This window comes from Sphingomonas mollis (assembly GCF_016427505.1).
Lineage (GTDB): Bacteria > Pseudomonadota > Alphaproteobacteria > Sphingomonadales > Sphingomonadaceae > Sphingomonas > Sphingomonas mollis.
In genome coordinates, this window is sequence record NZ_JAELXS010000001.1 from 168,022 (window position 1) to 180,903 (window position 12,882).

The 12,882-nt window shown below is 65.4% G+C and carries 9 protein-coding genes; 4 read left to right on the forward strand and 5 right to left on the reverse strand.

The window, feature by feature from the left end; translation table 11 throughout:
* Window positions 1-162: 162 nt before the first annotated feature.
* The 4 genes from JAO74_RS00780 to JAO74_RS00795 are packed head-to-tail and all read left to right on the forward strand — an operon-like array spanning window position 163 to window position 5,141.
* Window positions 163-1,113, forward strand: coding sequence for a bifunctional riboflavin kinase/FAD synthetase (locus JAO74_RS00780; RefSeq protein ID WP_199034075.1), 951 nt, complete (start codon window positions 163-165; stop codon window positions 1,111-1,113).
* The gene (locus tag JAO74_RS00785) at window positions 1,110-4,184 is read left to right on the forward strand and encodes an isoleucine--tRNA ligase (protein WP_199034077.1); all 3,075 of its coding nucleotides are present in this window, start codon (window positions 1,110-1,112) and stop codon (window positions 4,182-4,184) included. The genes JAO74_RS00780 and JAO74_RS00785 overlap by 4 nt, the downstream gene beginning before the upstream one ends.
* On the forward strand, window positions 4,154-4,687 hold the full coding sequence (gene lspA, locus JAO74_RS00790) for a signal peptidase II (protein ID WP_416194262.1): 534 nt from the start codon (window positions 4,154-4,156) through the stop codon (window positions 4,685-4,687). Before JAO74_RS00785 ends, lspA begins: the two co-directional genes overlap by 31 nt.
* On the forward strand, window positions 4,680-5,141 hold the full coding sequence (locus tag JAO74_RS00795) for a DUF3035 domain-containing protein (protein WP_199034081.1): 462 nt from the start codon (window positions 4,680-4,682) through the stop codon (window positions 5,139-5,141). Before lspA ends, JAO74_RS00795 begins: the two co-directional genes overlap by 8 nt.
* Before the next feature lie 111 nt (window positions 5,142-5,252).
* Here JAO74_RS00795 and JAO74_RS00800 read toward each other — a convergent pair whose 3' ends face one another.
* The 5 genes from JAO74_RS00800 to JAO74_RS00820 form a co-directional block, all read right to left on the reverse strand.
* Window positions 5,253-6,104: a TorF family putative porin gene (locus tag JAO74_RS00800; protein ID WP_199034082.1), complete on the reverse strand. Its 852-nt coding sequence runs from the start codon at window positions 6,102-6,104 to the stop codon at window positions 5,253-5,255.
* 255 nt (window positions 6,105-6,359) lie between these two features.
* Window positions 6,360-9,374, reverse strand: coding sequence for a TonB-dependent receptor plug domain-containing protein (locus JAO74_RS00805; protein WP_199034083.1), 3,015 nt, complete (start codon window positions 9,372-9,374; stop codon window positions 6,360-6,362).
* 150 nt (window positions 9,375-9,524) lie between these two features.
* Window positions 9,525-10,856 (reverse strand): mechanosensitive ion channel family protein, encoded by a 1,332-nt coding sequence (locus JAO74_RS00810; protein WP_233150529.1) that lies wholly within the window; start codon window positions 10,854-10,856, stop codon window positions 9,525-9,527.
* A complete protein-coding gene (gene metC / locus JAO74_RS00815; protein WP_199034084.1) occupies window positions 10,853-12,049 on the reverse strand; it encodes a cystathionine beta-lyase in 1,197 nt (398 codons plus the stop codon). The genes JAO74_RS00810 and metC overlap by 4 nt, the downstream gene beginning before the upstream one ends.
* Window positions 12,046-12,876 (reverse strand): sulfurtransferase, encoded by an 831-nt coding sequence (locus JAO74_RS00820; RefSeq protein ID WP_199034085.1) that lies wholly within the window; start codon window positions 12,874-12,876, stop codon window positions 12,046-12,048. The genes metC and JAO74_RS00820 overlap by 4 nt, the downstream gene beginning before the upstream one ends.
* Window positions 12,877-12,882 lie beyond the last annotated feature (6 nt).

Here is a 12,882-nt window from a genome sequence, read left to right on the forward strand (position 1 = left end):
TCCTTGGTTCCCCGGCGGAGGCCGGGGTCCAGTTGGAAAGGCGATCGTAACGGATCACGGCCCGTCATTATCAACGTCCCCCAACTGGACCCCGGCCTCCGCCGGGGAACGGCGTGTGCAACCCCACTCGCTATCCTCCCGTCGCGAAGCTAAGGCGCGGCGATGCAGCGGCTTGACGGCGGCGCGGCCATTCCTCCGCATCTGGCGGGCGGGATTGTTGCGCTGGGTAATTTCGACGGATTTCATCTCGGCCACCAGGCGGTGGTCGGGGAGGCGGTGGCGCGAGCGCGGGCCGAGGGGCGGCCGGCGCTGGTCGCGACGTTCGATCCGCATCCGGTGCGGCATTTCCGGCCCGATGCGGCGCCGTTCCGGCTGACGACGCTCGACCAGCGCGAGCGGCTGTTCGCGGCGGCGGGGGCGGATGCGATGGTCGTGTTCGGATTCGATGGCGCGCTGGCGGGGCTGGATGCGGAGGCGTTCGTGGCCGAGCGGCTGGTGGGTGCGCTGCGCGTCGGCGGCGTGGTGACGGGGGAGGATTTCACTTTCGGGCGGCACAAGGGCGGCAATGTCGCGGTGCTGCGCGCGGCGGGTGTCGCGCATGGCTTTTCCACCGATGCGGTCGGGGCGGTGACGCTGAACGGCGACACGGTGTCGTCCACCGCGATCCGCACGCATTTGCGGAACGGCGAGGTGCGCGAGGCGGCGCGGTTGCTGACGCGACCCTATACGATCCAGGGCGTGGTGCAGCATGGCGACAAGGTGGGGCGGACGATCGGTTATCCCACCGCCAATATCGACATGGGGAATTATCTGCGTCCCGCTTACGGCATCTATGCGGTGCGCGGTCGCCTTGACGCCAACGGACCGGATGGGGGCCAAGTCCTGAACGGCGCGGCGAATCTAGGCATTCGCCCGCAATTCTCGCCGCCCAAGGAATTGCTGGAGCCGTATTTCTTCGACTTCGACGGCGACCTCTATGGCCGCACGATCGAGGTGTCGCTGATCGAATATCTGCGGCCCGAGGCGAAGTTCGATGGGCTGGACGCGTTGATCGAACAGATGGACGCCGATTGTGCGCGGGCGCGGGAGGTTCTAAGCGGCACGCACTCATGACCGACGCTGCTGACACCACCCCGCACGACGCCACCCGCGATTGGCGCGATACCGTCTTCCTGCCGAAGACCGATTTTCCGATGAAGGCGGGGCTTGCCGCCAAGGAACCGGCGATCCTGGAACGCTGGGCGCGGATCGGGGTGTACGATACGCTGCGCAAGGAGCGCAGCGGGCGCGAGCGCTTTATCCTGCATGACGGCCCGCCCTATGCCAATGGCGACATCCATATGGGTCACGCCATGAACAAGGTGCTGAAGGACATCATCGTCCGCAGCCAGACCCTGATGGGCAAGGACGCGCCGTACGTCCCCGGCTGGGATTGCCACGGCCTGCCGATCGAATGGAAGGTCGAGGAAGCGTATCGTGCGAAGAAGCTGAACAAGGACGACGTGCCCGTCGACCAGTTCCGCGCTGAATGCCGTGCCTATGCCGAGAAATGGGTCGCGGTGCAGCGCGCACAGTTCGAGCGGCTGGGCGTGATGGGCGACTGGGCCGATCCGTATCTGACGATGAAGTACGAGGCCGAGGCGGCGATCGTCGGCGAACTGCTGAAATTCGCCGAGAGCGGCCAGCTGTATCGTGGGGCCAAGCCCGTGATGTGGTCGCCGGTGGAAAAGACCGCGCTGGCAGAGGCGGAGGTCGAGTATGAAGACGTCGTGTCGACGCAGATCGACGTGGCGTTCGAAATCGTGGACGCGCCGAACGCGCCGGAACTGGTCGGCGCGCATGCGGTGATCTGGACGACGACGCCGTGGACGATCCCGGTGAATCAGGCGCTGAGTTATGGGCCTGAGATCGAGTATGTTTTGCTGGACGTGTTGGTTGGAGGTGAACTCACCACAAGCAGTAATGAGCAGGTTCAAAGCTCTCGGCAGATCAAATCAGATACGAAAATTCTTATCGCTGCTGATTTGGTTTCTTCGTTCTCCAAGCGCTTGCCAATTCATGAATTTGTAGAAGTTCCGTTATGGCGCGGTAAGGGCTCCGATCTCGAAGGCGCGACCGCGCGTCACCCGATGCACGCGCTGGGTGGGTTCTTCGCCAAGCCGCGCCCGTTCCTCCCCGGCGATTTCGTAACGACCGATGCCGGCACCGGCCTCGTCCATATGGCGCCGGATCATGGCGAGGACGATTTTCTGCTGTGCAAGCAATACGGGATCGACCCCGTGTTCGCGGTCGATGGTGCGGGGATGTACCGGGCGGACTGGGCCTGGCTGGGCGGGCAGGGCTCGGTCATCAACAAGAAGTTTGTTGCTGCGGAGGGGCCGATCTGTACGGACCTGCGCGCGGCAGGGGCCTTGCTGGCGGCGAGCGATGATTTCGCGCACAGCTATCCGCATTCGTGGCGGTCGAAGGCGAAGGTGATCTTCCGCGCGACGCCGCAGTGGTTCATTCCGATGGACAAGAGCGCAACCCAGTCCCCCGCCCGCTTGCGAGTTTCAGGTCGGTCATGCTCCCAGCATGACCTAAACGATGCGGGGCATCGTTTACCTGAAACTGGGTTAGGGGAGGGCTTGTCCGCAAGCGATACCCTAGCTGATTTGGCAGGCCCTCCCCCGACCCCTCCCGCGAGCGGGAGGGGAGCAGAAGAAGGCAATGGTGCTACGCTTCGCCAGATCGCCCTCGACGCGATCGCCGCAACAAAGTGGGTGCCGGCCCGCGCGGAGAATCGCATCACCTCGATGGTGTCCGGCCGCCCCGACTGGGTGATCTCGCGCCAGCGCGCATGGGGCGTGCCGATCGCGCTGTACGTGCATCGCCAGACCGGCGAGTATCTGAACGATCCGGCCGTCAATGCCCGGATCGTGGCGGCGTTTCGCGAAGGCGGGGCGGATGCGTGGTTCACCGCGGATCATGCGGTACTGCTGGGCGCGGGATACGACTTGGCCGAGTATGAGCCTCAGCGCGACATTCTGGACGTCTGGTTCGATTCGGGTTGCACCCATGTCTTCACCGTCGAGGCGCGCTATGGCGAGGGGACGCGCGCGAACCTGTATCTGGAGGGGTCCGACCAGCATCGCGGCTGGTTCCAGTCGTCGTTGCTGGAAAGCTGCGGCACGCGCGGGCGGGCGCCGTATGATGCGGTGCTGACGCACGGCTTCGCGCTCGACGGGCAGGGGCGCAAGATGTCCAAGTCGCTGGGCAATGTCGTCGATCCGCTGAAGATCATCGGCGAGAGCGGCGCGGACATTCTGCGCATGTGGGTCGCCTCGACCGATTATTTCGACGATGTGAAGATCGGCAAGGAAGTGCTGGCGACGGCATCGGATGCGTATCGCAAGCTGCGCAATACGTTCCGCTATCTGCTCGGCGCGCTCGACGGGTTCGACGAGGCGGAGCGGGTGCCGGTGGCCGACATGCCCGAGCTGGAGCGGTATGTGCTGCACCGGCTGGCGATGCTCGACACCGAGCTGCGCGAAGCGGCGACGGGGTATGAGTTCAACCGCTATATCCGGTTGCTGACCGACTTCGCGAACGAGGACCTGTCGGCGTTCTTCTTCGACGTGCGCAAGGACAGCCTGTACTGCGACGCGCCGGATAGCGTGACGCGGCGCAGTTATCGCACCGTGCTCGACGTGCTGTATCATGCACTGGTCCGCTATGCGGCGCCGGTGCTGTGCTTCACCGCCGAGGAAGTGTGGCAGGCGCGGTTCCCCAGCGAGGACCGGTCGGTGCATTTCCTGGAATGGCCGACACTGCCTGATCTGGCCGCCGACGGCGCGCTGATCGAGCGGTGGCGGACTTTGCGGCTGGTGCGCGGCGACATCAACGTGGCGCTGGAAAGCGCGCGGCGTGAAAAGCGAGTGCGGACGGGGCTGGAAGCCGATCTCGACGTGCGGATCGCCCTGGCGCCGCCGCTGCGCGCGATCGAGGAAGTCGGGCTGGATGCCTTTACCGAGATGTGCATCGCCGCCTCGGTCGAGGTCGCGCCGGGTGACACCGCCGGGGCCGCGGTCGCCGTGGTGGTGACGCCGACGGAGAAGCATAAATGCGGTCGTTGCTGGCGGCATCTGCCGGAGGTCACGGTGGACGGCGCACTGTGCGACCGCTGCACGTCGGTGGTCGCGTGAGCGTGCCGGTGCGCGGCCTTGGCGCCGCCATCGCCCTGTTCGTGGCGGACCAGTTGAGCAAGTGGGTCGTCACCGGGCCGCTCGGCATCGATCACCTCGGTGCGTCGCAGGATCTGACCGGGTTCTTCTCGCTCCGCTTCGTGCCCAATATCGGCGTGTCGCTGGGGCTGTTGTCGGCCGATAGCGACGCCACCCGGTGGGCGTTGGTGGCGATGACGGGGGTGATTGCGGCGGGTGTCGCGGTGTGGATGACGCGTGAGAAGCATTCGCTGGATCAGGTCGCGTTGGGGCTGGTGCTGGGCGGCGCGCTCGGCAACATCCTCGATCGCATACGTTTTGGTTATGTCGTCGATTTCGCCGATCTGCATATCGGTGAGTGGCGACCGTTTTTGGTCTTCAATGTCGCCGACGCGGCGATTACGGTGGGCGTGCTGGTGCTGCTCGTCCGTGCGCTGCTGACCCGCGACAAGCCCCGGCCTTCTGTGGAGAGTCCCCATGCGTAACGTCGTTTTTCTGGCCGCGGGGCTTGCGCTCCTGTCCGGCTGCGCGAGCAAGTCGCTCGACCGGGCGCGGCCCGACGAGTTCGCGGTGGCGAGGCAGGCGCCGCTGGTGATCCCGCCCGATTACGCGCTCGTCCCGCCGCAGCCGGGCGCCGCGCGGCCGCAGGATGCCGCCGGGCAGACCCAGACGCTGGACGCGCTGTTCGGTGGTGCTGCCCCACGCAGTGCGGCCGAGACGGCAACGCTGGATCAGGCGGGTGCCGATGCGGTCGATCCTGGCATCCGCTCGTCGGTCGGCGATCCGGGCACGAACGTGGTCGACAAGGGCGCCACGACGCGCGCGATCGTCGCCGCGCCGGCCGGTGACGGGCAGGACGCCCGCGCGACCGCCAATGGCGCGACGCCTAGCGCAGCACCGGTTCCTGCGGCTACGCCTACGCCTACGCCCAAGCCGTAAAGGTACGCCGACAGCGCCAGCCATGAAAAAGCCCCGCTCGCTGGTCGCGAGCGGGGCTTTTTGCTGTCGAAGATGGGCGGCGCCTTCCCCCCGGAAGCGCCGCCCGCTCGCTCAGAACGCGGCGGTCAGCGCGAACACCACGGTCGAGCCGGCGATCGAGCCGGCGCCGTCCTGGCCCCGGCTGAAACTGGGCTGGAGATAGGCCGAATCGGACTTGCTGATGTTGGTGTCGGTGTACGCGACGCCCACGGTCAGCGGTGTGCCCTTGATCGCGTAGTCGGCGCCGATCAGCCAGTCGACATATTCGCCCGTCGGCGCGACGCTGGTGGCGAACGGTCCCAGCCCCTTGTTGCCGTTGGAATAGCCGAGATGTCCCTTCACGGTCAGGCCGGTGTTCGGGATGCCGGCGCTGGCGTCGCCCCAGATGTAGAGGTTGTCGTCCTTGGCACCGCGATTGGTGTACGTTTCGGCGGCGGCGGCAGCGCCGTTCGCATACCACGGACCCAGCGCCTCCTGCTTGGGTGCATAGGCGACGCCAGCCGTCAGACTGGCGGGGCCGACGGTGCCCGACAGCTTTGCATACGGCTCGATAAAGTCGGTGTTATTGAAGCCGGCGGGGTACATGTACCACGTGGCGCCGACGTCGAGCGTGCCGCCGCCGACCGGAACCTTGTAGCCCGCGATCAGGTCCAGTTCCATGTTGGCGCCGCCGAACGTGCCCCATCCGGCCAGGTTCGATCCCCAGGTGCCGATGTACAGGCCGCTTTCATGCGCGATGGTGATGCCGCCCTGGACCGCGAGATTGCGATCCGATTGCGATACGCCGCGGAAGCGATAATCGGACACCAGCCCGACCGAACCGGAAACGGTGACCGGTTTGGGAGGAGCGGTTTCTTCCTGCGCGAGTGCAGGCGTAGCGGCCATCAGGCAAAGCCCGCTGGCCATGAGGTGCGAGAAGCGCATCGTTTCCCCTTTCGTGGGATAAGTCCGATGTTCTCGCCTGCGGGTACCGGGATGCCGCGTCTTTGCCGGGATATAGTCCCGTGCGCGATCTGTCCGCTGGTAGGGCGGACATGCCAGCGGGCTGGCACACACACAAGAACATTTGTGAGTGTGCGAAGTCATGAGGCAACGGATGTTGCGTGGGGGACACAGGGTAGATGGTTGGGATGGCACCGAGGCGGGGAGAAGCGTGCTCCTCCCCATCACCGATTTCCGTTAGAACAGCTTGTCGAGCGCGATGCGGGCGCCGGCATAGAAATACCGTCCGACGAATGAATAGGGGATCGAATTGCTGGCGACGTCGCCTTCCTTGCCGGTCAGATTGTTGACGCCGACATAGAAGCTGTAGCGGTCGTTAGGTGCGATCGACGCCTGAAGATCGTGTTCCCATTTCTCACGGAAGAACAGATATTCGGGCGCGGCGATGTCCGGGTTGGCCCGAACCTGATCCTCCGTATAGCGGCGCGTCTTGCTGTAATAATTGATGCCGTAGTTCAGCGTAACGGGCCCGTTCGACCATGTCAGATCGAAAATGCCGCTGTATTTGGGGGCCGGCAGGTTGGACAGCAGACGCTGGTTCTCGCGATCCGCCCCTGGCGTCGGCACGAAATCGAGGCGGTCGAGGTAATTGCCGACGACCCTGGCATTGAAAGCGCCGATCGAGCCGGCATCCAGACGGTAATTGACCACCAGGTCCAGTCCCTGCGTCCGGAATGCCGCGACGTTCTGCGGACCGACCAGATAATCGCTGACATATCCGGTCGTGCCGCTGCGCGTGATGTTGGTGCAGTAGACATTGTCCAGCGTCGGTTGATCGACGCACAGATCGACCAACTGCTGCGCGGTCGGCGTGTTCACGGCGTTGGTCAGCTTGATGTTGTACCAGTCCGCCGTCACCATCAGCCCGGAGAGGAAGCGTGGTTGCAAGACGACGCCGGCTGTCCAGGTCTTCGCGGTTTCCTCCGACAGATCGCGGTTGCCGCCTGCTCGGCCCGGCAGGCTGACGGTCGCCGTTGGGTCGTTGACCGGATTGAAGGCGGCGATCTGGGTCGGGGACAGGCCCGCGGCGGTCAGCGCGGCCCGGCAATTCGCGGCGCGGAACGACGTCCCCTCCGGCACATTTTCGGGATCACATGGATCGTCGATGAACGAGAAGGTGCCGTTGGTTGGCGAGAACAACTCGGTGATGTTTGGCGCGCGCACAGCCTCCGAATAGCCACCGCGGATACGAATATCGCGGATCGGCGCCCAGATGCCGCTGAGTTGCCACGTGGTCGTGCGACCGACGGTGGAATAATCAGACAGACGAACGGCGGCATTGAATTCCAGCGTTTCGGCGAACGGCAGCTTGCTCAACAGCGGAATGCGAAGTTCGCCAAAGGCTTCCTTGACGTCGAAACTGCCCTTTTCCGGTAGAATCTGCGCCAGATCGGCCAATGCCCCCGCTTGGGACAGGGGATCGGAAACGAACGCGCTGCTTTCCTTGCGATACTCACCGCCGACGGCAAAGCCGATCGGACCACCCGGCAGTTCGAAGAACTGGCCGAAATCGCCGCTGATCGATCCTGATGCAACGTGCTGCTGTACCTTGTACGTATTGACCAGATCGGCGTTGATGAATGACAGCGCCGCCGCGCTGGGCGATCCTTCGCCCAGAATGTTCAATGGCTGGCAACCGCTATTGGCGCCCGGGGTGAACGTGGTGGCGGGCTCATCGAGATTATTGGGATCAATGTTGGCACCGGGCGTCAGGTTGGACCGGCATACAACCTGTCCGGTCGCCGGATTGCGCACGGCATCGAGCGCGGCGAAATACCGGTCCCGAATACGATAGTTGGTGCTGAGGAACGTGCTGTCCGTACGACCATAGACATAGGACAATTCGTAGCGCGCGTGATCGCTGATCCGCCCGTCCGCGCCGATCACGCCGCGATAGGTTTCACGCTTCGTCGATTCGCCGCGTACGCCCAGATCGAAATTGTCGCGTGAAACCAGCGCGCCGTTCGATGCGGCGGCGCTGCCGAACCGGTCGATCAGGAAGGCGTTGTCGGGGGCGAGATAGGTGAAGAAGTCGAAGCTCGGCTGCGCCACCGTAAAGCTCTTCGTATTGGTGTATTTGCCTTGGGCGAACAGGCGCAGCGCCGGCGATACTTCGAAACTGGTCAGCAGGTTGACGTTGTGGATGCGGTTCTTGGGTTGAAGATCGCCCTGATACCCTGCCAGCGGGGTGCTGTCGCCGCCCTGAACCAGTCCCGTACCTGGTAGATTACGGCCGCGATCATAGGGGGTGCCGTTGCCGTTGAAATCTGGAATGCCGTCCAGATCGAGATCAACGGCACCGCCGCGAGAAGTGTCGGCGTAACGCAGATTGTTGGTCAGGACGCGGTCGAACCGCGAGGCATCGTCCGGAAAATCGTTCGGGTCACGGACGATACCGAAGGATTGCAGCGGATCGCCGGAGCGAGCGCGATCGAAAGAGTTGACCCGGTCGTCGTCGCGAAATTCGTAATTGAGGGCGATATTACCACGGCCGCCGGCGAAGTTCTTGCCGCCGGTGATCGAGAAATACCGGTTGCCGGCGTCGCCATCCTCGGAAATGCCGGTCTGGCCGCGGGCGACCAGTCCTTCGAAATTGCGCTTCAACACGAAATTGACGACGCCCGACACGCCATCGGCGCCATAGATCGCCGATGCGCCACCGGTCGTTACGTCGATGCGATCGATCAGGTCGGCAGGAATGGTGTTGATATCGACCGAGGCTGAACCGGGCAGACCGGCGACGTGGCGGCGACCGTCGACCAAGACCAGCGTGCGCGCGGTCCCGAGATTTCGGAGGTTGAGCAGGTTCACCCCGGTCTGGCCGAAGCCGCCGGTGGAGCCGGACTGCTGCGCGCTGGTCGATGAGCCGATCAGGGCGGGGGTCTGCGCCAGAAAGTCGGTGACGTTGACACGGCCCGATTGCTGCAAGGTTGCCGCGGAATAGGATGTCACGGGCGTCGGCGAGTCCAGTTCCGGCCGAGCGATCCGCGATCCAGTGACGACGATTTCCGTATCGCCGGCCTCGTCGGACGGCGTCGCCACGTCGGCGGCGGTGGGTGCCGCATCGACCGGGGCCTGTGTCGGGGTTGGTGCGGTTTGCGCCTGCAAACCCGTGGCCAAGCCGAAGGATGCCACGGCCAGACTGATGATGGAGGTGCGAACAGCCAGATCGCAGCGGCGGCCAAAGGTCATCATGTACTTCCCTGTCAGCGTCGCGGTTCACCTGCCGGAGACCGCAAGATCGTTTCAGAGACAGCGGGGTCGGGCCTGACGCAACCCCTTGATGACCGAATATGGGACAGTGTTGCTGTCTGGCCACAGAGGGATCAGGCTGGCGATCAGCTATATTTCGCGGTCTGGCGGTTCGCGCCGTTCGATGATCCGGATGTCGCGGCGGGGGACGGGGATGTCGATGCCGTTGTCCTTCAACAGCCACCACAACCGGTTCAGCACGTCGGAACGGACATTGCCGACGCCGCCTTCGGGATCGCTGATCCAGGCGAGGATTTCGTGTTCGACCGCATAGTCGCCGTACGACGTCAGCCAGACATTGGGTTTGGGGCTGTTCAGCACGCGCGGGGATTCGCGCGCGGCCTGCAGCATCAGTTGCTGGGCGACGCGCAGGTCGCATTCGTACGGAACGCCGACGGGGATGCGGACGCGGACGTTGCGGTCGGAGAAGGACCAGTTCTCCACCTCCTGCGTCATCAGATTCTCGTTCGGGATCAGATGTTCCTTGCCGTCGCGGGTGATGATCGAGACGGCGCGGACGCCGATCCGGTTCACGCGGCCGGCTTCCTGCCCGACGACGATGACATCGCCCGGTTTGATCGACCGGTCCATCAACAGGATGATGCCGGCGATCAGGTTGCCGACGGTCTTCTGCAAGCCGAACCCGACCGCGAGGCCGAGCGCACCGGAGAAGACCGCGAAGGTCGTCAGGTCGATGCCGAGCAGATCGATGCCAAAGAAGAAGGCGGCGATGACGACGAAGATGCTGATGAGCTTTTGGGCGAGCAGTTTCTGCGTCGCGTCCAGACTGCCGGTACGCGCGATCCAGTGGGCGATGACCCGGTTGGCGAGGCGGACGATGGCGAACAGCACGACGACCGTCAGCATCATGGTGATGACGGTGAGAACCGACAGGCGACGACGGCCGATGTTGATGCCGATCCGCTCCAGCACCGCGGTAATCGGGTCGAGGCCGCCGACCGCCTGACTGAGGAGTGCGACGAAGGCGATCAGGGCGACCGACCAGCCGATCCAGCGCGGCAGGCCCAGTCCGCGCAATATCTGGTGCGCGGTGAATGCGGCGGCGAGGCCGAGCGCGATCCCGATCGGCAGCGCCGCGAACGATCCCCACGGATAGACCGCGAGCAGCAGTTCCAGCAGCAGCGCGGCAGTGCCGTGGCGGACGATCGCACATAGACGCGGCGCGACGCCCTCTCCCCAGGCGGGCTCGTGATGCCCGGCGACATGATCTTTCCACCAGCGGGCGATGACGGGGCCAAGGTGACGCCCGGCCATGACGCCGGCGACGAGACACAACAGCACGAAGCCGCCGGCGATCGCCACTTCGGTCAGGTCGGTGCGGTCCGGCGTGTCGAAGCCGGTCGAATGCCACCAGACGGCGAAAGGATTGGCGCCCCCCGCAAGGCCCGGTGACGGCGTCATCCCCGCGCGGCAGCGAAGCGGGCGAGGCCGCGGTCGAGATCGGCGATCAGGTCGTCGGCATCCTCCAGCCCGATCTGTAGCCGGATCATCGGCCCGGCTTGGTCGCGGCGGGTGACGCTGCGGTGGCGATGCGGATCGACGGGGATGGCGAGGCTTTCATAGCCGCCCCAGCTATAGCCGATGCCGAAATGGGCAAGGCCGTCGATCAGCGCGGCGCGCGCGGCCTCGTCGCCACCGTTCAGGACGAACGAGAACAGGCCGGCGGGGCCGCGGAAATCGCGGACGAACACGTCGTGGCCGGGGCAGTCGGGCAGGGCGGGGTGGAGGACGGTGGCGACTTCCGGCCGTCCGTTCAGCCAATGCGCGATCTTCAGCGCGCTTTCGCCATGCTGCTTCAGGCGGATCGCCATCGTGCGCAGGCCACGGCTGCCGAGCCACGCGTCGTCGGGGGAGACGTGCTGGCCGAGCTGGAAACTGGTATCGCGCAGGGCGGCGAAGCGGTCGGGGCCGGCGGTGACGGAGCCGAGCATGACGTCGGAATGACCGACGATATATTTGGTGCAGGCGAGAATGGTGTAGTCGATGCCGAATGCGATGGCGGGCAGCAGCAGCGGCGTCGCCCAGGTGTTGTCGAGCAGGGTCGCGATCCCGTGCGCCTTCGCGACGGCGACGATGGCAAGTATATCCTGCACCTCGAACGTCAGGCTGCCGGGGCTTTCCATGAAGATCGCGCGCGTGTTCGGGCCGATCAGGTCGGCGATGCCGGCGCCAATCATCGGGTCGTAGAAGCGGGTGGTGATGCCGAAGCGCTTGAGCAGCCCGGTGGCGAGGCCACGGGTGGGATCATAGGCGCTGTCGACCAGCAGCAGCTCGTCGCCCCGCGACAGGATCGCGAGCAGCGCGGCGGCGATCGCGGCGACGCCCGAGGGGTAGAGGAAGGTGCCCTCCGCTCCCGGTTCCAGTTCGGTCAGCGCATCGGCGAGCGACCATTGCGTCGGCGTGCCACGCCGGCCGTAAAACAGGCGGTGATGCGTGTCCCGACCAGCGGAGTCGCGCAGATGGGCGACCGAGTCATAGAGGATGGTCGATGCGCGCCAGACCGGCGGGTTGACGATGCCGGCGGTCCATTCGGGTCGGCGACCCGCCTGTACGACCTGCGTGGCGGGTTTGTCGGAACGGGAATCGTGGCTCATGCGGTGCCGGTCGCCTTGGGAGTGGAGGGATCGCGGCCCCATTCGGACCAGCTGCCGTCATAGATCGCGGCCTCGCGACCGAGCAGATGCAGGCCGAACGCGAGCACCGCGGCGGTGACGCCGGAGCCGCAGGTGGCCACGATGGGCGCGTCGAGATCGAAGTCGGCGAATTCGGCCGCCAATGCCTCGCCCTGTTTCCAGGTGCCGTCGGCGGTGAACAGGCGGCCATAGGGAATGTTGCGCGATCCGGGGATGTGGCCAGGGGCGGCACCGTGTGGGTCGCCTTCATCGCCGGTGAAACGCGCGGCGGAGCGGGCGTCGATCAGTTGTTCGGCGCCGCTCGCCAGATTGGCGCGGATCTGGGCCATGTCGCGCCGCCGGGCCTCGTTGAACAACGGTGTCGCCGAACGCTGGGTCGGAGTTGCCGGGCCGGTAGCGAGGGGGCGGCCTTCGCCACGCCATCTGGCGATGCCGCCATCGAGGATCGCGACGTCGCCGATGCCGTAACTGCGGATCAGCCACCACGCCCGCGCGGCGGTGCGCCATGGCGACGCGTCGTACAGGACGATGCGCTTGCCGTCGCCGATCCCCAGCGCCGACAGATGCGCAGCGACTTGTGCGGCGTCGGGCAGCATGTTGGGCAGCGACGACGCGGTATCGCGCAGGTTCGCGAGGTCGAGAAAGACCGCGCCGGGGATGTGCCCGTCCTCGAATTCCGCGCGCGCATCGCGGCCAAGCGACGCGTCGAGCAACGTCGCATCGACGACGATCAGATCGGGCGCGCCGAGGGCGTCGGCGAGCCAGTCGGTGGTTACCAGCGAGTCCATGGGGAT

Coding starts and splice junctions, on each gene's coding strand:
- JAO74_RS00780 (WP_199034075.1), top strand. CDS start 163: ATGCAGCGGCTTGACGGCGGCGCGGCCATTCCTCCGCATCTGGCGGGC.
- JAO74_RS00785 (WP_199034077.1), top strand. CDS start 1,110: ATGACCGACGCTGCTGACACCACCCCGCACGACGCCACCCGCGATTGG.
- JAO74_RS00795 (WP_199034081.1), top strand. CDS start 4,680: ATGCGTAACGTCGTTTTTCTGGCCGCGGGGCTTGCGCTCCTGTCCGGC.
- JAO74_RS00800 (WP_199034082.1), bottom strand. CDS start 6,104: ATGCGCTTCTCGCACCTCATGGCCAGCGGGCTTTGCCTGATGGCCGCT.
- JAO74_RS00805 (WP_199034083.1), bottom strand. CDS start 9,374: ATGACCTTTGGCCGCCGCTGCGATCTGGCTGTTCGCACCTCCATCATC.
- JAO74_RS00810 (WP_233150529.1), bottom strand. CDS start 10,856: ATGACGCCGTCACCGGGCCTTGCGGGGGGCGCCAATCCTTTCGCCGTC.
- metC (WP_199034084.1), bottom strand. CDS start 12,049: ATGAGCCACGATTCCCGTTCCGACAAACCCGCCACGCAGGTCGTACAG.
- JAO74_RS00820 (WP_199034085.1), bottom strand. CDS start 12,876: ATGGACTCGCTGGTAACCACCGACTGGCTCGCCGACGCCCTCGGCGCG.